The organism is Ameyamaea chiangmaiensis, assembly GCF_013376175.1.
Lineage (GTDB): Bacteria > Pseudomonadota > Alphaproteobacteria > Acetobacterales > Acetobacteraceae > Ameyamaea > Ameyamaea chiangmaiensis.
In genome coordinates, this window is sequence record NZ_JABXXR010000006.1 from 29,672 (window position 1) to 51,446 (window position 21,775).

General features: G+C 56.8%; 21 protein-coding genes. 2 read left to right on the forward strand and 19 right to left on the reverse strand.

Annotated features, from left to right (window positions below; all coding sequences use genetic code 11):
* Nucleotides 1-41: 41 nt before the first annotated feature.
* Nucleotides 42-1,523, forward strand: coding sequence for a mannitol dehydrogenase family protein (locus tag HUK82_RS01785; protein WP_176612316.1), 1,482 nt, complete (start codon nt 42-44; stop codon nt 1,521-1,523).
* A 10-nt stretch (nt 1,524-1,533) separates the two neighbouring features.
* Here the strand turns inward: HUK82_RS01785 and HUK82_RS01790 are convergent, their stop codons facing one another.
* From HUK82_RS01790 to HUK82_RS01880, 19 genes are all read right to left on the reverse strand, one after another.
* Nucleotides 1,534-2,649, reverse strand: coding sequence for a hypothetical protein (locus tag HUK82_RS01790; protein WP_176612317.1), 1,116 nt, complete (start codon nt 2,647-2,649; stop codon nt 1,534-1,536).
* Nucleotides 2,650-2,837: 188 nt separating this feature from the next.
* Nucleotides 2,838-3,524 (reverse strand): hypothetical protein, encoded by a 687-nt coding sequence (locus tag HUK82_RS01795; RefSeq protein ID WP_176612318.1) that lies wholly within the window; start codon nt 3,522-3,524, stop codon nt 2,838-2,840.
* Nucleotides 3,524-4,678 carry a hypothetical protein gene (locus tag HUK82_RS01800; protein WP_256126878.1) on the reverse strand — a complete coding sequence of 385 codons (1,155 nt, stop codon included), beginning with the start codon at nt 4,676-4,678 and terminating at the stop codon, nt 3,524-3,526. The genes HUK82_RS01795 and HUK82_RS01800 overlap by 1 nt, the downstream gene beginning before the upstream one ends.
* An 80-nt stretch (nt 4,679-4,758) precedes the next feature.
* A complete protein-coding gene (locus HUK82_RS01805; protein ID WP_176612320.1) occupies nt 4,759-5,901 on the reverse strand; it encodes a baseplate J/gp47 family protein in 1,143 nt (380 codons plus the stop codon).
* A 23-nt stretch (nt 5,902-5,924) separates the two neighbouring features.
* Complete coding sequence (locus HUK82_RS01810; RefSeq protein ID WP_176612321.1) at nt 5,925-6,287, reverse strand: phage tail protein; 363 nt, start codon at nt 6,285-6,287, stop codon at nt 5,925-5,927.
* The gene (locus tag HUK82_RS01815) at nt 6,284-6,931 is read right to left on the reverse strand and encodes a baseplate assembly protein (RefSeq protein ID WP_176612322.1); all 648 of its coding nucleotides are present in this window, start codon (nt 6,929-6,931) and stop codon (nt 6,284-6,286) included. Before HUK82_RS01815 ends, HUK82_RS01810 begins: the two co-directional genes overlap by 4 nt.
* Nucleotides 6,928-7,905, reverse strand: a complete 978-nt coding sequence (locus tag HUK82_RS01820) for a hypothetical protein (RefSeq protein WP_176612323.1) — start codon at nt 7,903-7,905, stop codon at nt 6,928-6,930. The genes HUK82_RS01815 and HUK82_RS01820 overlap by 4 nt, the downstream gene beginning before the upstream one ends.
* A gap of 346 nt (nt 7,906-8,251) precedes the next feature.
* The gene (locus HUK82_RS01825) at nt 8,252-8,956 is read right to left on the reverse strand and encodes a hypothetical protein (RefSeq protein WP_176612324.1); all 705 of its coding nucleotides are present in this window, start codon (nt 8,954-8,956) and stop codon (nt 8,252-8,254) included.
* A gap of 1,089 nt (nt 8,957-10,045) precedes the next feature.
* Entirely contained in the window at nt 10,046-10,294 is a 249-nt protein-coding gene (locus tag HUK82_RS01830) for a hypothetical protein (protein ID WP_246495592.1), read from the reverse strand.
* Nucleotides 10,295-10,365: 71 nt separating this feature from the next.
* Complete coding sequence (locus tag HUK82_RS01835) at nt 10,366-10,791, reverse strand: hypothetical protein (RefSeq protein ID WP_176612325.1); 426 nt, start codon at nt 10,789-10,791, stop codon at nt 10,366-10,368.
* Nucleotide 10,792: 1 nt separating this feature from the next.
* Nucleotides 10,793-12,286 (reverse strand): phage tail protein, encoded by a 1,494-nt coding sequence (locus HUK82_RS01840; RefSeq protein WP_176612326.1) that lies wholly within the window; start codon nt 12,284-12,286, stop codon nt 10,793-10,795.
* Between the two features lie 82 nt (nt 12,287-12,368).
* Nucleotides 12,369-13,172 carry a hypothetical protein gene (locus HUK82_RS01845; RefSeq protein ID WP_176612327.1) on the reverse strand — a complete coding sequence of 268 codons (804 nt, stop codon included), beginning with the start codon at nt 13,170-13,172 and terminating at the stop codon, nt 12,369-12,371.
* A gap of 53 nt (nt 13,173-13,225) precedes the next feature.
* A complete protein-coding gene (locus HUK82_RS01850) occupies nt 13,226-13,843 on the reverse strand; it encodes a hypothetical protein (protein WP_176612328.1) in 618 nt (205 codons plus the stop codon).
* 467 nt (nt 13,844-14,310) lie between these two features.
* On the reverse strand, nt 14,311-15,693 hold the full coding sequence (locus HUK82_RS01855; RefSeq protein WP_176612329.1) for an autotransporter outer membrane beta-barrel domain-containing protein: 1,383 nt from the start codon (nt 15,691-15,693) through the stop codon (nt 14,311-14,313).
* 25 nt (nt 15,694-15,718) lie between these two features.
* The gene (locus HUK82_RS01860) at nt 15,719-16,171 is read right to left on the reverse strand and encodes a regulator of G-protein signaling domain-containing protein (protein ID WP_176612330.1); all 453 of its coding nucleotides are present in this window, start codon (nt 16,169-16,171) and stop codon (nt 15,719-15,721) included.
* Nucleotides 16,172-16,221: 50 nt separating this feature from the next.
* Nucleotides 16,222-17,409, reverse strand: a complete 1,188-nt coding sequence (locus HUK82_RS01865; protein ID WP_256126879.1) for a phage portal protein — start codon at nt 17,407-17,409, stop codon at nt 16,222-16,224.
* A 215-nt stretch (nt 17,410-17,624) separates the two neighbouring features.
* On the reverse strand, nt 17,625-18,941 hold the full coding sequence (locus HUK82_RS01870) for a phage terminase large subunit (RefSeq protein WP_176612332.1): 1,317 nt from the start codon (nt 18,939-18,941) through the stop codon (nt 17,625-17,627).
* Entirely contained in the window at nt 18,925-19,299 is a 375-nt protein-coding gene (locus tag HUK82_RS01875; RefSeq protein ID WP_176612333.1) for a hypothetical protein, read from the reverse strand. The genes HUK82_RS01870 and HUK82_RS01875 overlap by 17 nt, the downstream gene beginning before the upstream one ends.
* A 536-nt stretch (nt 19,300-19,835) precedes the next feature.
* Complete coding sequence (locus tag HUK82_RS01880; protein ID WP_246495588.1) at nt 19,836-20,402, reverse strand: hypothetical protein; 567 nt, start codon at nt 20,400-20,402, stop codon at nt 19,836-19,838.
* Nucleotides 20,403-21,083: 681 nt separating this feature from the next.
* Here HUK82_RS01880 and gmk point away from each other — a divergent pair.
* Nucleotides 21,084-21,728 carry a guanylate kinase gene (gmk, locus tag HUK82_RS01885; protein WP_176612334.1) on the forward strand — a complete coding sequence of 215 codons (645 nt, stop codon included), beginning with the start codon at nt 21,084-21,086 and terminating at the stop codon, nt 21,726-21,728.
* Nucleotides 21,729-21,775: the final 47 nt, after the last annotated feature.

Sequence of the window (21,775 nt, forward strand, 5' to 3'; positions counted from 1 at the left end):
CGGTGCAAGCTGCCTGAAAATAAAAACGAACGGCGCGCCGCATGCTCCCCATCAAGCTTTCCCGAGCAAACCTTTCCTCTCTCGTTCCCACGGTGGCGACCCCGACCTACGATGTGGAGAACATCTCGGCCGGGATTGTCCACCTTGGTTTCGGAGGCTTTCATCGCGCCCATATGGCCCGCTATACACACGATCTGATGGGCTCTACCCGGGATCATGGTGACTGGGGCATCGTCGGTGTCGGCCTTCTGGACGGCGACAGGCACATGCGCGACGCCTTGCTGCCGCAAGACTGTCTCTACACACTGGTCGAACGTACCGCCACGCAGGACACGGCAAGCGTTATCGGGTCCGTCTGCGGCGTCCTGCACGCACAAGACAACCGCGCGCAGCTTTTCGACGCACTGGATGACGCGCGCGTGCGCATAGTCAGTCTCACCGTGACCGAAAACGGCTACTGCATGGATCGCGCATCTGGCGCACTGGACGTCGACAATCCTGCGATCCGGCACGATATCGCCAGCCCGACCGAACCCGTGTCTGCGCCCGGCATCATCGTTCAGGCGGCCAAACGCCGCATGCTCGCGCGGCAACCCGGGTTCACAGCACTCAGCTGCGACAATGTTCAACATAACGGCCACGTGCTCGCCGGATCGGTGCTTGCTCTGGCACGCCTCTCGTCCCCCGACGTCGTGGCATGGGTCGAAGACAATATCCACTTCCCCGGCACAATGGTCGATCGCATCACGCCCGTCACGACGTCGGACGACCTGCTCATCTTGAGAGACGAATTCGGGGTCGACGATGCATGGCCCGTTTTCTGCGAATCATTTCGCCAGTGGGTCATCGAAGACGACTTCATCCGCGGCCGACCGGCGTGGGAACACGTCGGCGCACAGTTCGTCAAGGACGTCGCGCCTTATGAATTCATGAAGTTGCGTCTGCTCAATGCGAGTCACCTCGCGGTGGCCGGGCTGGGACAGCTCTCCGGCTACGAATTCATGGCCGAGGCCATGGCCGATAAGAAAATTTCGGCCTTCATGCGGGCGCTGATGGACCGTGAAACCGGCCAGACCCTCCGCCCGGTACCCGGCATTGATCTCACTCTGTACAAAAAAACACTAATTGAGCGCTTTTCGAACCCGAAAATCCGTGACACGACCCAACGCGTCAATACCGACGCACCACTGGCGACCCTACTCGATTCTGCACGGGACCGATTGAAGGACGACCAGTCGATCGATCTTCTGGCCTTGGCGATCGCAGCGTGGATCAAACGCGTGGCCGGCGAAAACGACCACGGCCAGCCGCTCGACATCCGTCACCCGCTCGCAGCGCCTCTCAGAGACAAGGCGCGTGAGGGCCGGCGAGATCCCGGACCCGTGATTGGAATCCGGCCTTTGTTCGGGAACCTCGCGGACGATACACGGTTCGTAGCCCCTGTTTCACGCTGGCTGGAGCGCCTGTATGATCTCGGGACGCAGGGCACCCTCGAACGCGCGCTCGCCGAGGGCAGTTTTTAAAACTCCCTGCCTACGAAAGCATTACCCCACTCCATTCCCTCACGATAACAAGCCCCCCCATTCCGGCGCCCCCCGCATGGGGGGAGCCGTCCGTCGATGCGGCACCCGCACCACCACTTCCATAGCCTCGGCCCGGATTTCCGTCCGAACCGTTCGTGTTGGCCCCGCCTGTACCAAACGGCCCACCAGCACCCAGCGCCGAGACCGCAATCCCCGGCGCACTGGGCCCGTTATTGAACACGTACGAACACGCAGCGTTCTCCCCGTCGTAGGACGCCACCATCGTGACAGCCGTCGCGTTCAGAACCGACACGGCTCCCCCCGGCCCCTGCCCTACCTGCGCACTGGTCCCGGGAGCAATGGACGGACCCACCGTATTCGCAGCCCCCCCTGCCGTAGACACGAGCGAGCAGAACGTGGTGGCGCCTCCGGCGTTTGCCCCCTCGCCACTCGCCGTCTTGCTACCGCCAGCACCGATCGTCACCAGACCATTTATCACGGGCGCACACCAGTACCGCGCATAACCTCCCGCGCCCCCCGACGACCCCACGGATACGTAGTTAGTCGCATTTCCGGGCACACCCGCTCCACTTGCGCCACCGCCAACCTGCTCAACCTCAATGATCGCGGCATCAGGACCTGACGTGTACATACCGGTGGTGGCCATGACGATCTCCCGTAACAGACGCCCTTTCACCAGCGTCGGTATGGTCGGGAAAAACACATTGGCAACACGCGAGACAATCACGGAGGACAGATCACGGACACCGTCGGCAATCTGAAGCGTGTAGAGGGCGACGATATATCCACCGACCGGAGCCGCGGGTGCCGTCGTCGCGGCCACGAAGCTTAAACGCCCCTGTCGGCTGGTCGGGAGCATCGCTCCGTCATTGCCAATGCCGGCTTGCGTGACCGACGGATCGGATACATTGAAAAACGGAAGTACCGCCGGCTCAGCATCGATCTCCTGGCAGATGGCGTACACCGTCAGCGTCACTGCCGTCTGGGTAATCGGAATCGTCTGCGTCGTCGGCGCCAGATATTGCACCGTCAACGCCGTCAGGTCGGCCGCCAGGCCCGCACCATTGCCACCAAACAGCGTGCCATCCACGACACCTGGGGCCAAGATTACGCCTGGATCTATCGACACCGCCATCTCCCCCGGCACGGCACGACACGTCAACCCATACGCAGCCGGCACGCCACCGTAAAGTTGGTCCGCCATGCGACCGAGAGCAACCTTTGTCCCACGCCCCAGGTTCAGAAGATCTGTATCAAGCGGGATACTACCCGCATAAACAATTGGACGATCCATCAGGATTCTACTTTCAACCAACCAATGATGCCCAATGCCTTCGTGCGCGTGATCGCCGAACGCACTGCCATGGACGACGCGCCCGAAGAAATGCCCGTCTCCACAAAGAACTGGCCACCCCCGAGTGTTCCGTAACGCAATCCGCGCGTGCCGTAGCCTCGCCCCCCCCCCCTGCCGGGCGCAACACGCGCGCCCAACCCGCCGCAATCCTGCGCCGACCACGGTTCGATGACGACAGGCTGAACACCTGTGACGGCGGCAATAGCGGCGGTGACAGCCTGCCGGGTATTCATCGGCGCCTTCAGTGTGGCCACGATACGCGCGCGATAGACGACGTCCCCCTCTCCCTCCAGTCGGGGAAGAACGCCCGCACCAAAGAAATCGGCCGCAATCATATCGAGAAATCCGCCATACGCGCTCGCGATACGCGTTTGCGCCTGAACAGCCGTGAGAAGCGAAAAGATCCAGGCGAAGACGAACCCAATACCGTTCAGAACGCCATCAAGAACAGGCGCCGTCTCAACACCATCCTCACCCGGAGGTGCCGGAAACCAGCCATTTGGCAAAAGTGCGCGAATGCGACGTGCAAAATCTCTCTGGCTGTAAGGAACGATGCCAGTATCAAGTAACGGCTGTCCATCGGTCGCCAGCAGCGGCGAGCCCGAGACATCATACAGCGTGGACATCAGCCCCCGGCCTGCTCGACGGTGCACAATGGGATCCGGTAATCCGCCCCATTGATATTGATATGCAAAAAGCCTCCCCCCACGGTCGCCGGCATCACACTGCCGGAACCACTTATCGGCGATGAAATCTGTAACTCGCCACCCGATGCCGGGAAAAGCCCGATATTACCATTACCGCTCGCCGCAGGGATCGCATACAAACCCGCTGCCTGCGTGCCAGTTCCGGACTGTACCATCAGGATATTATCCGGCGACGCCGATGTCTGAACGACAAACATCGGCTTCCCATCGATATTACTGACCGACACAGTGCCGTCGGCGAACTCAAGCCGCCCCCCGTCCGCACGGCGCGTAACCGTCGAGCGCACAAAGGCACCCACGTTAATGCCATCGGCGCCTGAGACGACTTCAGGCGTATGCCATTCTATCGCATGGTTGCACGCCATCGAAATGGCCGATGCATATCCGGCGTCTTTACCATTCGTCCCCGTCAGCGCATCGGCGCCGAACACGATTCCGACCTGCCACGCATTCGGATTCGACACGAAGGTAATTCCCGAAGCCGCATCGCTTGTACCACTCGTCTGCCCTCCTCCAGCGCCGAGTTGCACGCCGACTGCACCGCCGCCAACATTGACCTTATAAGGTGTCGAAACACCCGTTGGCAGACCGCCGAAATTGACCGCCTCAAGCTCAAGGCCAAAGCATGGCTCCTGGTCAGCACCGGCCATGCGCCACGTCTCGCCGTAGAACGCATATCCTGTCGACGTCGATCCCGCGGACGTATCGTCCGACACAGCCCAGGACGCCACGCCGATCGAGCTCGGCACATACCCCAAGAGCCCACGGCTCGCGGTTGCATCGGATGTCCGGGAAGCACCCAGGATACCCGTAGAGCCATATCGCGCCAGAGAAGAAAATTGCGCGCCCCAGACCGGCCAAGCACCAATCGACGTCGCTCCCATCATTTTGGAGAGCCAGTCAGTAGGGACCGTATCACGACTTGTCTGGCCTGGATTGTCCGCAGCCGCGCCTACCAGCACACGGTCGGCATAACGGGAAATCGCCGCGCCCGCATCGGCATAAAACTGTCCCGAAGACGTCGTCTGAGCGGGGGCCCCGGCAACCTCACCGACAGTTGCCGTAACGGTCATCGAACCGTCGGCCTCGGCAAGGACGCACAGTTCGTTTCCGCTCAGAGAGCGCTTTCTCTCGTAACTATTAAACTTTGGCATCAACCGGCCTCCTGGACCGTCACAACGACACTACCCGCCCGGGTTACCTGCACTGTGGAAGCGGGAATATCATCCTGGGCACCGTTCATGAGAACATCCGTAACCGACAAAATCGTTACACCGGCGCTTGAATACGCAACGACCGGAAGAAGACTGTAAGCATAGCCTTGTCCCACCGAAGTTCCGTTAATACTTTTCGTAAGCGCCGCTTGTACAGCAGCCTGCACGGTCCCCGGACTTCCTCCTGCGGCGATCGTCACCGTCATCGAAACATTGACAAGAAGAAGAACCGGCCGCTGCACGGAAAATCCCACACCCAAAGACCTGACGACATCGATATTTTTCTGAACAGAAGCCAAGACGTCATCTGATGGATCGCCACTCCCGTCATCCACGACCGCCGTAAAATAGCCTGACCGTGCGGCCTGATCGGGCGCAAGTCCGTCCATCAGCGCGCTCGTCAGATTTGTCTGTACTCCGGCGATAGCACTGTCGACGGCGCGCGATGTTCCAGATGCCTTCGACGCCATCCACACGGGAAAGCGCGCCTTCAACGCCGCGTCCGTTTCTCCGTCCGTACCATTTGTGAACGCGGCCACGTTTGTGACTGTATCAACTCCCGACACCGATGTTCCCAGAAGACCGATTGCTCCCGAGGCCACATTGCCAACACTGCCCACAGCCAGGCACTGCACCGGCACAGATACCGACGCCACTCCAGCTGGGCGAATGTAGCCGCCCTGTGCTGATGACCAGTAAGGATTTCCGGTATCTGAAACGACCGCAAATACAAGGGATGATGCGGTCTTGACCGTAGCGCCAACGAGAATCGTCGCAGACTGCCCCGTAGCATTGAACGACGTGAACAGTACACTCCCGGACGCCGCAGTACCGGGAAGCCTGGCCATACCGAAGTCACCGACAAAACTGTCCACATCGGTGCCACTGCATGACGACAATCGCGTTGTTGCAAGAATTTGCAGGGCAATATATTGCAACCACAAACCGGTTGCAGCCGCCGCCTCCATGAGAGCACGGATCGGCGTACCCACCCCAACGTTCGTCAGCGCAGAGCAACTGGCCTGCACTGCCGCCAGGGCAGACGATACCGCCGCACTGAATGAGCGCACAGACAAATTCACGTATTATTTTCCTTAAATGACCGTCAGGAAGATTTGACAGTAATCGTCTGCGCGGCGCTTGACGCAGTGCTATATGAAATCGTGCAATATACACCGCCCACGTTATCCTGACTGATGGACACATCCGTGAGGCTGAATAAGTCGACCCCCTCCTCCATCAGGATCTGAGACTGCACCAACGACTTGATCTTTGAGAGATCAACCGGCTCCCCGATCATTGCCGGCAAACCCGCACCATATTGAATTTGCCATATATAATCGCCAGATCCTGTACATAACCGGCGGAGGATCATCTCGCGGGTTTCCTGCGCGGCCGAAGACATGCCAAGCCCACCCGCCGCATCCAGTGAAAGGTCTGCCCCGCACATATGAGCGAGCGTCGTCATCCTATCGCAGTCCCTGTATTGGCTCCTTGATTGCCGTTACTGTGGACATGACCCGTCATCGAGTGAACACCCGCCTTCACGTCTTGATCACTTACGATATCAACGCCTGAAACCCGAAGCCCGTCAGATCCGAAGATCATGACAGCTTCCCCCGCTTTCCACGTGATCTTATCGAATTCGATGGCAACACTAACCGACCCGGATCCATAAAATAGTCCTTTGGGAAGCATATGCCACCACGAATCCGTCGCCGCCTGCGCTCCAGGCTGACCGCCCTCGGCAAGAGGTGGGGTGCCGCAGCCTGTCTGTATGAGAAGTTCTCCAGGCTGCGCTACTTTCCCCGTCACCCTTGAAACAGGTGGCGTCACAACAGCATCAAACACGACGCCGACGATCGCAAGATGCTCTGCGTCCCCGTCAATCGGAAGTAAAAGAACATGCGAACCGACACAGTTCGGCCGGGCGATCCTCAAGTCACCCGCAGCGACACCGGCCGCGTCAGGTATCCACCCACTCTCAATCCCCTCTGGCATAATGTGAACTTTTACGGCTCCATTCTCGGGGTCCACCGCCGAGACAATGCCGTGCAGAGCCGTCGCCGTGCGACACAGGACCGCCGCCGCGTCCATTCGATAATCAATCACGCCAAAGCCCCGCTTCGGTCACGCAGTGTCATGGCCTGCGTGAACCCCTCTTGCGAATCAAAGCGATATATGCATTGATCAACACTATACACGCGATCCCACGCCGTACCCGTTCCTCCCAGTCGAAGGAAACTGCGTGCTCCTATCGACGTATTGGCCGGTCCCTCTACGCGAACGACGTATTCGTGGGCGGAAAGAGCGTTATATTTCTCAATCGCGACACGCTGCAGATCGTCTTCCCGCAATCCGGGCATTCTAAAGCTATGGAAAGCCGCTGAATTCCTGGTGGCAGATTGAACAACACTCCCCCCTTGTACCGACACTTCGCCCTTCGAACGCTGACGGGAGTCCCAGGATAACATTTGGACAGACAGGCCAGACGTGTTGACGAGATCGCGAGCAACAGAAATATGGCGAACGCAAAAGTCTGCGCCCGTCGACGCTGACGAAAATTCCATCTGCACGTTTCCGACGGTCCCGGGATCGAGGGCCTCCAGAACTATCGGAACGCACATAACCTTACGCCCCATAGCATAAAGCTCGCACCCGAACGAAGACGCTACCGACAGCACAAGGTCATATGCCGATTGAAACCGGCTTGCGGCGACTGCGCTTGTGCGTCGATGATCAATTTGCCAGAATTGCCCAACCATTGCCGCCGTAAACTCCACCCCAGGAATAAGACCGGCCTCAAGGATCGCCGCCTCCGCAAGTTCGGCGCCCGTCATGTTCAGCCACGAGGATGCGACACGCAAATCTATCAACAGCGCAAGATAATCGCGACACTCCAGAATAAGTGAACTGGTCAATGGCTCGAGCTCGATATGATCGACGACACCTTGAAAGATTGTCGTCCATTCGCTCGTCAGGCTCGCGGACACCTCCAAAAGAACAGTCGTGCGATCCACGAACGCCGTGGCACGCAGAAGTGCCGCAAGGGCGTCACTCTCCTCGCTGGATCGCACGGCACGCACCACACATGTCCCCGCGCGGGCATACCGTGATACCGATATCTCAAACCCGGTCACTGACCACGCCGACGTCGCCTGTCCATTGATGGATAGTCGTACCCGCGTCGCATATTGAACGTCTTCCACTGTCAGGCTTCCACAGGCAGTCCAGACGTTGATGACGTGTCCAGATCGGGAAGGACGATCATCAAAGGCACAGGCAACCAGGTCAGATCGGGGCTCGAAAGACCGTTCGCTTGAGCGATCTGCCACCACTGTAGAGCATCTCCACACGTCGCGGCCGCCACGTGAAACAGAGAAATATCACTCGCGCTCACACTTTTCGTAGTCGACATGATCAACTCCCAAGTCACGACTTCGACAGAACAATGGCCTGCCGGATATAGTCACTGGCTTCAACAACAGCACTCTGCGCCGATGCAAGAACAAGTGCATTGGATACGTCGGAAGACGTTTGAAACTCGACACTATCGAGCGCGACACCTCCCACTTCGGCTATCGAGGCCAACGCCTCTGCTGAAGAAGCAAGAGTCACAAGGTCATCGACATCTGGAATGTCATTCCGTGCGATAATGCTCTGAATACTCGCCGAAGAAACGTCGAAGGCGCTCGAAGAGTCTGCCGCTCTCGAAAGAGCAGCATCCGAACTCGCAAGCGCGTTTACCACCGCCCCCAGGGCATTCGTTGTCGCAGTCGTTGCCGTCTGGTCAAAGCGACGCTCCAGACGCATGACATACGGACAGACGATACCTTTAGACTCATAGCTAAAAGAAAAAGAGGTTACCCAGACATCACATGAGAAGCCCAGACCGATAAACGTGACCGCGGTGCCTTGGCACCGAAGCTGATCCAATATCCGCGCCCTCGAGAGAGCATTTGGCCCGACGAAACGTCCCTCAAGAACCAGAGGCCCCGGTTGCGCACCTTGTGCATTTATGACCCGACCGCCACCTGGCATCTCAGTGATCACGACACGCTGGTCACCGCCCAAAATTACACGGTCGGGTATTTCCATCCCGGACAGTGTAATCGGGCCGACATAAATCTCATCCAAGACAGCAACATCTCATACTGAAAGTTTATCTCAAGCACCGGCGCTATAGCCCGGCAACAGCATCTGCGCGATCTGGTCGACCGCGCTGGACGACGCTCGCCTCACCATACGCGCTTCACGTTCCGCAATGACGGCATCGCGCATCGGCTGCCGGTACGCGGCGTAAGCGCTTCGTCCACGCTCAGGCGCGCGCTCCGTGGCGAGGCTACCTGTCCCCCAATAATTTGGGTGTGGTGACTCATCATGTATCAGCGATGTCTTGCGGCTTCCACCGTCCTCGGCACTCTCGCGCCGCACGGGTGCAGCGGAAGAATTATGTGGTGGCACACCGTTTTCCCGACGACGAACGCTATCCAGCTGATGTACGCCGTAGCGTTTTCCAGCCTTAATCACATCCGGTCCATGACGCTCCGCTTGTCGCTTTAGGTCGCCGCGGACCGCGCCCGTATCGTTAACCGAGGCTCTTGACATGCCTCTAACCTTCAATCGCTTCAGAGGGAGTTCCGTAGGTCGTCCGGCTCCTTTTCCGTCCGACTGCTTAGTCACCTCACTACCCACGACACGCCTGACGACACGTGTCTGCGGAGACCGTCGTATGACCGCTCGTTTTGCTCCCGCCGGAGCGTCGGTGCCCGGAACAACACGCCTCACGGTACGTGGTCCGTCCGCCACGGCAGCGACCCCAACGCTCCGCACATGCGGCCGCCCGGCGGAAACAGCGTTCACCCCACCCGTCAAGCCAGGCACGTTGGCGACGGCATGCCTATGATCTCCACCTTGGTGACTCGAGCGTGAGACCCCAGGCACAGCCGACCACAGTCGAAGGCGAACACGTCCAGTGCGTTCGAGAATCTTCGACGATCGAAAACACCCTGCGTATATGATCGGAAAAACAGAACGCGTCGCGCGTTGACCTAAATCGCTTGATTTACGCGTAACGCCCACTGGACCAATCAAAGCGGTGTCCTTCACGTTCTGCAATTATAACACACGCAGCAAGCCTGCGCGCGTCCGTCCACTTCGACGCCAGTTCCCACGGCACCCCATGCTGCACCAGATAGATCAACTGCTGAAATATGGGGTGCCGGCTCAGTTTTTTGAGACGTCCAATAGTTCGAGGCGCGGTGTAGCCGTCTCTTCAAAGGCTGCGAGAAGCGCGTCGACACCGTCGTGTCCAAGACGCCTCGCCAACTCTTTGATTTCTTCTTTCGAAGACGGCATATGAACGGGTATCTGGTCAATGGCCGTGACGGAGCAAATCATCTCCGCATATCCAAGCCAGGCGTCCGCGGCGGCGCCATTCATCGCCGAACCGCCAGCTTCGATGAGATCAAGCATGTCAGCCGGGTCGAGCCTACGCAGCGAGAGCGCATGGCCACCCTTGGTATGGAGCGTCGCTGGAAGACCCATCACGATACCTGCCGCCGTGTCGATGCAAAGAACTGCACCGTCTGCTGCACAATGCCTTCGGCCTGCCAACGATCATTATGCAACGACATGGACACACCGCTATATTCCCATGTCGTGAGGGTCCCGTCCGGCTCGGAAATATATTGATACAGCGTACCGCTGCCAATTGTCCCGGCGCTCCAAAACGCCTGCTCAACGCTGGCGATCAAGGTATCAAGAGTCGCACTTGCGCGAACGAGCGAAAAGCTCCCGCGCCAGCCGTTCGGCGTATTAAACTCCACCGGTACGCCATTCAGAGGATTGGCCCGCTGAACGACCGTCTCCTGCGACGCCTGGAAAGCCGTTACGTCCCTCAGATCGACACGACTGCCATTCCACAACAACGTAATTCGGCAGTCGCGACCAATGCTGTACGGATTCGCCATATCAGACACTTCCCGATGCAGTCGCGATCTGCACAGATGTTCCACCCTGCAGATTCACGATAAATTTCTCGTTAATACCCTGATATTGAACCTGGATATCACATTGAACATAGCCCAACGCCGTACGAGCAAGCGTATTGTTCGAGCTGTCACACACGACGGCATAGGGAAGCGAACCATCAACACTGCCCAGAATACCCTGCCCGAGAAGGGAACTCAGAAGCCCGAGAATTGACGAACGAATATCGAAAAACAGCGACTGATTGATCAACCGACCAACGTAAGCGCCGAGGCCTGCCGAAAAGGAGTCGGCTAGGAAATTCGTCAACCGCGTATAATTGTCGCCCCACATTACCGACGTCGTGGACGAATTATGCCCGCTACGTGCGCTCCAGTATACGCCACCGGGCGCAGGATTGCAGACAACATCGATCCCTGCGTCGATCAGTGCGCCCAGCTCCGCGTCCGAATATGCAATCGTTACGGAACCACTCGACAAGCCGGCCTTCTGGCTCCCCAAAATCCCGTAAATCTGCTTATTCAGGCTCGACTGCGCGGGCGTAAGGGAGGCAAGACACCCGCCTACAAATGCCTGTGGCGAAACCAGCATCATGCCGTTCGTATCGTCAAGCCACCACAGCCAGTCCCCGTGTAGCAGCTTTACCGCGTAACTATCGAGCCCAGCAGTTGCCTTTCGCGCCGTGGCATTCGTGATTGTGTCGCCCGACGGCCCCGTACACAGCATATACACGCCGTTCTGCAACCCGAACGCCGCCTGCGTCGTCCACGTCGCCGAATCGGTAAGACCGTGGATGAACGCAAGAGCACAACTCTGCGCCTGAAGAGCATACAAACCAGTTCCGGAACCAGCCGCTGACCCGATGAACGCTTCAGACGAGGGCACATCTCCATCGCTGCCCCCCGTCAGACTTACCGCTCCCACCCCCAAGGCAGGAACCGTCTGCGGCAACGTCACGGCAATCAACGCGCCCGCATCAGCCGCGACCGCATCCCGAAGCGCTTCCCACGTAGATCCGGAATACAGACCGCCACCAAGCACGGCATGCACCACACTCAACGTATAACCGCCATTCTGTGCAGACATGATCGTAATAGAAATGCCGTTGCCTGCACTGCCCGAGTAACGCGCGGTGAGCGTCACACCGTCCACTGTCGCTGTGGCATGCACGTCAGAACCGTCCGTAACGCGGACGACTCGAAAATCATTCGCGCCCTGCACAATCGCAATGTTAACCGCTGTGCCGATATCAAATGCGTTGCTCTGCTTCGTGCCAAACTGCGAAAGGCAGTTAGCCATACTACCGACAGCAACCGGACTGTTAACCGGCCCCCATCCGGCGGTACCGACAATACCGATCCGGCTGCTCGACGCGCCGTTCAGACTCAGGGTCTGGGGTTGGACCACCTGCACATACAGATTAGGCACCACCAGACTGGTCGTGTTCAGAGAACCCGACTGGTAAACTCTCGCCATGGAAGCGACGTAACCTTTCAAAGAAGAATATAAAATACACGACAAGCCAAGCCCGTTAAAATCCGGCCTTGACTAGCGGGAGTCAGGCAAGGGACACACCTGACAAAATTATACTGCTGGAAGGAGACTCCGTAAGTCCGCTTCTAATACCGTAGGAAATCATCTGTTGATCGTTTGCCGCATCAACAGTGTCAAACTCAATGTCGAACAATATATCGCGCCGATAGACAGACTGCATCTGCATAGCATCCCCGTCCGATGCCCCGGCAGATATAATGCGCACTGTGTCTCCATCGGCGAGTTCGAGCCATACAGTGTCGCTCAGACCAAGATCAAGAAACGATCCGACGCTGTCCCGAATCGTCACGTCGTTCGTCCACAGTGAGACCCGAAATCTCTGAACTTGCCGTCTCAAACGTCGGGACGCTTTCGCAATACCCCCTACACGGCCGCGCAATATGATCGAAGACGGTATGGTGATTATATCCCCTTCGACGGAAGCACCCGGGATCTGGGCACCCAACGCCCGAGCTATTCCCGCTGAATCATCCGTGGCCTGGATCGCATAGGGATAGAGTTCTGTGACCCCCGATCCTTCCAGCATCACCTCCAGTCCTACCACTCCCCCGCTCACGGCGCCTGCCGAAATTACGATTTGTGCCTTTTTACCCGAAATATTTACGACAACGGGTGGAACGTCAGCAGGACCATCTGTCCATGGACTACCCAGAGGGGCTATACCAGCCGCATAATGTCCTTCGAGGGCACACACTGTGACGTAATCATTGTCTGTTCTGACCGATGATGCGCCTTGCATATCACTCGCCAGAAGATGTCCGCTCCGAACAAAAAGATTCCGTCCGTTGTCCGGCATCTCGACAATCAACGCGCGGCACCTCGCGACAAGGGCTTCACGTACACTCCCGACATCCGCCATCATCAAACCTGCTGACTTGAAACATACAAACGCCAGCCCGATGACGTGCGTTCCACGGAATCGACAATGTAACTTGTCTCATCATCGGACTGCACGATCATGTAGGGACTGACATCGACACCCGGAATAGCGGGACTGTACAACACGAATTGCCCCGGCGTCAGCGCTCCTGGCGTGCCACTCTGGCTACGGTCCCCGCGCGCACGCAGAACCATGGCGCAAGGCCAGCCCTCTCCAACAGCGGTCGTCGACCCCGAAGGAAAATACGAGACGACGTGATTACATTCCACAAGCAGCATCGGAGACAGATCGTCCACGCCCGCCACGAACCACATAGCCGACCCGATCGTAAAAATATCGCCGAGTTGGATATCATCCGAGTCGCCTACGCCGTAGCGGAACGGATCAGACCACGTAGAGGGTTTTTTGAACATGAAGTCAGCGTGGTTCGATACAACAAGCGTGCAGCTGCCGTAGGGCGTGTCCGTCGGAGCTGAGGAACTCACCGGCCGATAGTGGACCGCGCTTGCACCGAGAACCGCAGCAAGCCGCGCCCGCCCGCGTTGACAGCGTGCCGACAGGTCAAGCAAATTCACCATCGAACCCTTCAGCGTACCCACGGACATAAGTCCCGCGCCCTAGACCACAATTTCTCTGGTATCTCGCAGGTCCGGACCGGCCGGCACTCCCAGAAATCCGCACAGGCGTCGGCGAGTATAGGCATACAGCGAAATCCTCTCCTCCAACTCGCGCGGATTTCGTGTCCACGTCGCGGCAGCCGCCGTATCCAGCCCCGCAGACGCTCCGCCAATCGCCTGTTCGAGTGGAGCGAGCTGATCCAAAAGAGCCCGACTCTGCAACATCTCGGACGGCGACAGGTTCTGCAGCCTCCACTCTAAAGCACCATAGATCGAAAAGAACCGCCACGACCCCTCTCCACTGGCAGTGCTACCGACGGCGGGATAACCGCAATAGCGACGAAGGTCCGTCAACTCGGACACGGTGAAACTTTCGGTTGAATTTGACGAACTCACGGCACCTCTTTCGCCATGGTGGCCGACCCCGAAAGATCGGCCCCATAAAACATTCAGATCATCGCGCCATAGGCATCTGTTCCCAGGCTCTCGATCACAACCCCCCGCTTGAGATAGGAGTTGGTCGCTGTCGGAATAATTGCAGTGTCAGCAGTCATATCCGTCGGCAGGGCAAATCCGCCGATCCAATACCACGACTGCGCAATGATCTGCTTCAGGCGATCTATCGGCTCACGCGTCACCATGGCAACGCCGTCGACCATTTCGACCAGAGCCCGATCCACCTCCGGAATATCCGAATGCCCAGTCAGGGCGCAGTCACCTTCGATCAGCGCCCCCTGACCCAGCAACAGCGCCCGATGAATGGGGCCATTGCCAAGAGACGCCTGCTGCGGTGCTTCCGTCGTCGGAATGAAGCGGACGCCGAGCAGTTCAATAACCTGGCCGCTGCGGTACTCCTCGCTCCCATAGGCACCCCGATACAGGTACTTGAAATCAGGATCGCGAAACAGACCGAGCAGCTGGATATCGTCGAGGTAACAATGATAGGCACCATCAATCGTCGGAACGTTGTTGCGACGCAGAGCAGCAACACCGGCCAGCACCGACTGGATCCCAAGCATGTCACCGATGCCTGTTGAACCACCAGCCTGCAAGGCCGCGGTCGTCGAACGGTTATTCGCGCGAAGAACCAGAGGCGCGATAGACGCCACAACCGCAGCCCCCTTGGCACCATCACTCGTCGACACAGACGCACTGAACGTGAGAGATCCGGATACGCCACCCGGGGCAGTCGATACGTTCAGCGCATCCGCCTGTGCGGCAACCAGCGTATAAACACCCGCGCCAACTGTCACCGTCATACCGTCGCCGGCCGACACGCTGACAACGCGCCCTGATCCGCTGATGATATTCTGAAAGCCACGGATGTCATCAACCTGCACACTCGCAGCAGCCGACGACAAGGCCACCGTTACACGCGTGTTCCCACCCAGGTAGCCACCCACTCCATTTGCCGCGCCACCCAGCAACGTGTTACGTGCGATGCGGTCGAGCGACTGCATCGCCTGAACGCCATTCGTGTAGGCATTCGCCAAGAACTGTGACGCGATTCCAACCCCGGACGTCACCATATTCAGGTCAATCGTATCGCCATACTGATCTATAGACAACGTGTACTGTTCGACGGACCACGATCCAGGCGTGAGGCCGTTATCAAAATTGGTGTTTGCGGAAGGCACGAGCGGCGTCGTAACCGGCGCTTTTAGACTCTTACGCGTCTTGGTCAGTGTCTCACCAATCGCATTTGGAAAAATTTCGCGATCCGCCACCCGTCGAAAGCCGAGGCGCGACTGCAGACCGTTTTCAAACTCGCGGGCAAGAAAACCCTGCTGGATCGCGGACTGAAGCTGAAGAGGAAAATTATCAATCGACATTCAAATTACACCGTACAAAATTATATCAAATACGAAGAAATGATTTCTTCGCTTTCTCATAATCGCTCGTCGGAATCCGACGAACATCCTCGTCGCATCCGCCCATAGGTTGTGGCGCCAAACCACTCACCGTATCCATGATGCCGCCGCCTCTTGCGCGTCCTATATCAAACAGATAGGGCTTGCTCTGACGAAGGCGTTCAATTCTCTCATCCAGTATGTCGTCCGGGATATCGACCTGGAGTTCCGTCTCTTCAAATTCGACGAGCTTTTCAAGATCAAGCGCGTCAAGCGCCCCGAACTTGATCGCGCACAGATGAATGCGTGCGCGCCGCCGCTCCTCTCGCTGCGCCTGTTCGCCTTGCAACAAACGCACACGTGTCGACTCTAATTCCGACACGACGTCAGCCAGACGCGCCCGCAAGGCATCAACCTCACTCGCATCTCCGGCACTCACCGCAGCAGTTTCATCCGTCATATTTCAGTCCAGACCTTAGTTTCAATACGTAATTTTCTGCTATTAATATTTCAGAAATCACGGATACGATGCCCGGCTATATTAACCGCGCCCATAAAGATATGCGCAGCGTCGCCAGCATCCATGAAACCGCCCTGAATAGCAGTCTGAAGACTTGCCGATAACTGCTGTAACTCTCCCTCTCCCGGAGGATACCAAGGCGGCCAGCGCAACCCCAACCCCAAAGGCTCCATGCCGATAACCGCTCCACTGGACAGCACCAGTCCGCCGGATAAGCGCTTCGAAAATTCACACGCCATCCTGTAAATCTGAACCAGGCCACCACGACCATATGAGTGACGCAATCGCTCGGCGATCCAGATCAAAGGCTGGTTCAACCGCTCCATGGCCTTTCCCGATACCTGACTCGTCAGATGATCCGCATGTGCGCGACTTCCGTGCAACTGCTCCAGGACGAGAGCCCGCAATTCCCGGTAATGGTTGAGTACAGCGTTGGCGGAATTACCGTTTATTTCGAGAAGCTTTGCGTCCCCCTCTGGAGGCAGCGTAAGAGCAGACACCACACCTCCCTCGCGCGCCACAGGATCACGGTTTATCCCGCCTGTTTTTAAAACTAGAGTCGGATCCGAACTGTATTTCAGTCCACGTCCCGCTTGTGACAGAAGATAATCAGCCTCAATCACAGTATCAATTGCGCGCTCAAACGTACACTCGCCGTCAGGCCTATCCGTCGAATTTGCAGCTGCCAGATTACGAATCCAGACAATCGGAACAAACCCAAAGTCATGAATGATCGTATGTACGCGGTCTACATTCGCCCCCTCGGAACTACCGACTTTACAAGGTTCGTAGACGATGCAACAGCTTCGGTCCCAAACACGATGCCACACAAAGCGTGTTGCAAGATCGTCATCAGAAACGCTGAACCCGCGGTCGCGCAGCGCCTGCCCCGCAACGATAAATCTTTCCGACACCCGCAGCAGATCACCATCGACTTCGTCCCAGACCGGATCAAGCAGGCTCGTATCCAGAAGACGAAGGCGCGGCTTACCACTCTCAATCTCAAAGAGAATCGCGGTTGATCCAATGGATCCTCGGATAGCCGCTTCTGTCATCAACGCCGCCAGATTAGTATCCGAAGCAAAAATCCTCAGCGCCGTTGTAATCTCATGGTCATCCGAAACGACATCGGGCCAATGGCAGTCACCAAAAAGAAGCGCCACCGAATCCTCGACCACTCCACGACACAGGTTTGTGCGCACCGCAGGCCGTCGACAGCGGAGGGGAATGTATTCGCCTGCCTCAGTCCTCTCCTTGGAAAAGGGATACCTCAGACCATCATAATGGTGTCCATCGAGAACTTTTTTAAGACTACTTAGTCGCCTCCTCCGGGGCGATGCGATCGCGTCAAATGCATATGTCTCTCGTAGTGCCTGCCAATCCATCGTACCTCTTATCGTTCAAATGAAAGAGGCGCAGGTATCCACTGCGCCTTCCCCTGCTGGGGATCCAGAAGCGCCAGTTCCGTTATTCCCCACACAAGGGCGTCTGCTCGGTCCGGAGATTTTACTCCTCGGTATCCCCCAGACGAAAATAGAGAAAGCTGCTCCTCCAGCTCTTGGAACCTGCCATGGTGATAGACCTTCTTACGCTCATAGAGAGCCGCCACGGGCTCGGCACGAGCTACCTTGCCCCGCGACGCACTCACCAGCTTCAAAGGTGCGTTACTATCAACGGCCCGGATATTGGCTTCCACCAGTGCTCCGCCGAAGTTCTTTTCAGCGACGATCAGATCCGCGCGCCACCGTCTTACGGCAGCAAGAACCTCAAGAGCCCACTTAGCCGGCGTTTCTCGTAGCGAGCAATCTTCCAGCACATGAAGATTCTTATGCATGTCGATGCCGCATACGACGATGCCGATTTCATCCGATCTATAATCGTCAGGGCCCGACGCTCCCGAAGGATCAACAGATATGATAATCCTTTGCATGTTCGATCGAATAGCATCCAGAGATTCGCGATCGATCGATCTTTGTCTTTGGATGCTATCAATCTTCCACAATGCCCCCTGGACACAAGACGAATACTCGCCCCTTAGGAATCGAGCTTTCTCGCGTTCAGGCAGACTGTTCAAATGATCGAAGTAATCCCCAGGAATATTATCTCTATTACTGTTTGGGTTTATCTGCATTGAGGCATATAGACCCCGGTTTTCGAGTGGCTGTCCACTGTCAGGCTCTTCCCCGTTTTCAAAGAGACGATAGAGCCAGTGCGACATGGACGGTGGGTTCGCGTCGATATATTCCTTTCGCATCAGAGACGAATTTTCTGACAAACGAGTTAGAAGCATATTTCTGGATCGGTACGAGATCTGACTGGCTTCATTAAGGTAAATCGTTGAAAACTCGTGCCCGAGAACTTTTTCGGTCCGGTCGTGTTGGTCGAGTCCGCCAAAGAGAAGCGTCGACCCGTTCCCTAGCCGAATGATCGAGTCTTGCCTGTAAAGAGTGTAAGGAACAGCGGGAAAGCATAATCTCATCATCTCCGGGAAACTCTCGCTGAGCAGCGTCGCCCGCGCCGCCGAAAGAGTGTGACGAAAAATGCCATGCTTTGTCTGACTGCAACGCAATGCTCTGATGACGATTGCCCTCAGCAAAACCAGAGTCTTACCCGATCGGGATCCACCGCGAAGAAAGATATGGCGGGCAGGACCTGAAAGTAGTCGAACCGCGTCCTTCTGCCCCTCGTTGAGACTAAAGTTCGCCTTCATCAGCCGAAATCACAACCGTAATCTCTGAAGCCCCATGACCATACTCCTTATCTTTCTTCTCCCGTGATGAACGCAGCAAGTAAATCAAAAGAGCATCACTATATTTTTTCTTTAATATTGGCTTCCCACTTAGTGGATCCGTGACCACCTTGCCACCATAGACCACAGGCTCATCATAACCGTCTGTCGCCCGCTTCCGCGCCTCTTCCTCCAGAAGATCAATTGATGCCTCTTGCGCTAATCTCCACAGCCTCTGAAACTCATCGTCTTCGGAGCGGAGTTTATAAAAACTGGATCGACTCAGCCCGACGCACCGCGCGGCCTCGGAGATATTTCCCGTCTCCGACAAGACACTCAAAAATTTTTCTCGTTTACGCTTAGATATATTGCACACGCGCCCCGCGCCTATACTTCCGGCACCACACAAAGGCGGAATTGCGTAGGAAGCCTACTCTATGACCCTATTTTCCGATTTAAACGATACGATATGACGTCGCATCGTAATCTCGCACGTACGTCGTGATTGTTCACGCAAAACCGCTGCACGAAGACGCTCGACAAGACCTAACGAAACATCCCCAACATATTGAAGGCCCTTGATGTCTCTTACCGCAGGGATACAGCGAACTTTTACGTCGATTTTCTTGAGATTGGCGTTCACCAGTTCACACCAGGCTGGCTCGACATCAGCGCGATGCCTAGTCTCGTCAAGGGAAACCAAAGGGCACAGGACACACTGCTCAGCCGAAGTTTCGAGTATCACCGAGTATCGGGCGCGAGTGGCCACGATTGCACCCGGCTTCAACACACCCCGTGTGGACACCACGACATTTCTCCAAAAAAAAGCCACACCGTCAAACGGTGTGGCTTTTATAAATTTCTCAGTATGGTGTTTTACATACAGCAACCGCGCGCGTCAGGCAAGTTTTTTCCGGGCGCCGTCCGATTTTTTTGGGCATCGTAATAGGACGACAGCTGCTCGAGAATAAGCCCGCACTGAGCGGAGACCTTCATCCTCGCGCGCGCTTCGGAGATATTGGGAAAGAGAACCTTTGCCATTGCAGAGAACGATTTTTCCTGAACTAGAAGCATTTCAAGCCGAACATGTGCGCACAAACCGAGACAGGCACGAATCTCAGACACACGGGCTGCAGCCTTACCGCGACTGAGCATCCATGTATGAACGTCCCCTTTTTCATAAGCCTGTTTCTGACTTTGTTTATCCATAGTGCCAAATCGGGCATACAGAAAATCCCTAAGCCAACGCTCCGCCGCGCCCCGTTCTGAATCTCCGATATCACCGGCGTCATACAGGGCGTTCAGCGTCGATATCACACGTATCAGACCATCCTTCGTCACCAGGTCGGAATGAGATCGACGTTCTACCGTAGGCAACATATCCAAGTCGGGAACCAGGACTTTTCTTCGAGTAACATCGGCAATATTAGCGATGCAAGTCATGACCTCAGTTCTCACTATAATAAAGTATTAAAATATTTGTGTATATAAAATAAAATTCTAATTTTAAAATATTTGCAGTGTGTTTATAAAAATCAGTACTGATTCGGTTCTTTTTCCTTACTGCCATGCTCATGGCAAAACGCCATTACGTCAATCAGCTTTCAGCCTCAACCCTTTTTGAAACCCGATAAGACTGAAATCTAAGCCGCCTCAGGACTGTCCGTGCCGTGGCGCGGAAATGAGGGTTCCGTCAACGGCGCGCACCACGCACACGTCTTACCTCAGTGGTCATTGCGTATGAGATACAGAAAGAGCCCTCAGCATTTTCACGAGCACCGGGGCAAACCGTGTCACGGCGCGCGACAACTTCGCCGAACCCGTCGCGACACCTCTTATAGGACTTGGAAAGCGAACGGGTTGCGTGACGGCACGAAATGTTTGCTCCGAGCAATGCAACCGTATTCTATGCACGACGTTACGCATGCCGCGCGCGCGGATCAAGTGTCCGTTAAAAAAAATTACCCGGCTCGACAAACCCTCGCCGCCGGCCAGCGGATCTACCCTGCGTTCAGGCACTCACGGCCCGGCCTTCCCTCTTGCCCACGCCGCGCCTCTCGTGCGAACAACGACCCACCGGGATATCATTCGCAGATTGTACGAACGCACGGGAGCACTTGCCCTATGGCCCCTCACTCATCGCCGGCCATACGGCGCCGCGGCGTTTGCTTCGTCCTGTCGGCGCCATCGGGTGCAGGAAAATCGACCATAGCCAACGCCCTGCGGGCGTCCGAGCCCGATCTCCGGCACTCCGTTTCGGTCACGACCCGGCAACCCCGTCCCGGCGAACATGAGGGCGTGCATTATTATTTTCGGACGATGGAAGATTTTCAATCCATGTCAAAGAGCGGCGACCTTCTGGAGGGCGCCATTGTCTTCGGCCGAGGGTACGGGACACCACGCGCACCCGTCGAGGCAGCGCTCAAAAGCGGCCTCGACATGATTTTCGACATCGACTGGCAGGGACACCGCCAGCTTCGTGCCGCCCTCCCCACGGACGTCGTCAGCCTCTTCGTGCTTCCCCCATCGCTTCAGGAACTGGAACACCGACTCCACAAGCGTGCCTCTGACAACCAGGACGAAATAGACCGCCGGATGAAGGCCGCCCGCGACGAAATCTCCCATTGGCAGGAATTCGACCACGTCATCATCAACGCTGACTTGGATCGCGCAATTGCCGACGCCCGCGCCATCCTTACCGCCGCCCGGCTTCAGACCCGACGCCAGACCGGTCTCCCTTCTGTGGTCGCGTCATTCGGCGCCCCCTGAAGCCCTGCCAACAACCCGGCACCAGATCTCCCCCCTTGCCTGAAATC

Bases quoted from the DNA above. Each gene is read 5' to 3' on its own strand.
- HUK82_RS01840 (WP_176612326.1), bottom strand. From the start codon at position 12,286: ATGGCGAGAGTTTACCAGTCGGGTTCTCTGAACACGACCAGTCTGGTG.
- HUK82_RS01870 (WP_176612332.1), bottom strand. From the start codon at position 18,941: ATGAAGGCGAACTTTAGTCTCAACGAGGGGCAGAAGGACGCGGTTCGA.
- HUK82_RS01830 (WP_246495592.1), bottom strand. From the start codon at position 10,294: ATGCTTGATCTCATCGAAGCTGGCGGTTCGGCGATGAATGGCGCCGCC.
- HUK82_RS01800 (WP_256126878.1), bottom strand. From the start codon at position 4,678: ATGACCGTTACGGCAACTGTCGGTGAGGTTGCCGGGGCCCCCGCTCAG.
- HUK82_RS01860 (WP_176612330.1), bottom strand. From the start codon at position 16,171: ATGACGGATGAAACTGCTGCGGTGAGTGCCGGAGATGCGAGTGAGGTT.
- HUK82_RS01810 (WP_176612321.1), bottom strand. From the start codon at position 6,287: ATGACGACGCTCGCTCATATGTGCGGGGCAGACCTTTCACTGGATGCG.
- HUK82_RS01855 (WP_176612329.1), bottom strand. From the start codon at position 15,693: ATGTCGATTGATAATTTTCCTCTTCAGCTTCAGTCCGCGATCCAGCAG.
- gmk (WP_176612334.1), top strand. From the start codon at position 21,084: ATGGCCCCTCACTCATCGCCGGCCATACGGCGCCGCGGCGTTTGCTTC.
- HUK82_RS01795 (WP_176612318.1), bottom strand. From the start codon at position 3,524: ATGTCCACGCTGTATGATGTCTCGGGCTCGCCGCTGCTGGCGACCGAT.
- HUK82_RS01835 (WP_176612325.1), bottom strand. From the start codon at position 10,791: ATGGCGAATCCGTACAGCATTGGTCGCGACTGCCGAATTACGTTGTTG.
- HUK82_RS01785 (WP_176612316.1), top strand. From the start codon at position 42: ATGCTCCCCATCAAGCTTTCCCGAGCAAACCTTTCCTCTCTCGTTCCC.
- HUK82_RS01880 (WP_246495588.1), bottom strand. From the start codon at position 20,402: ATGACTTGCATCGCTAATATTGCCGATGTTACTCGAAGAAAAGTCCTG.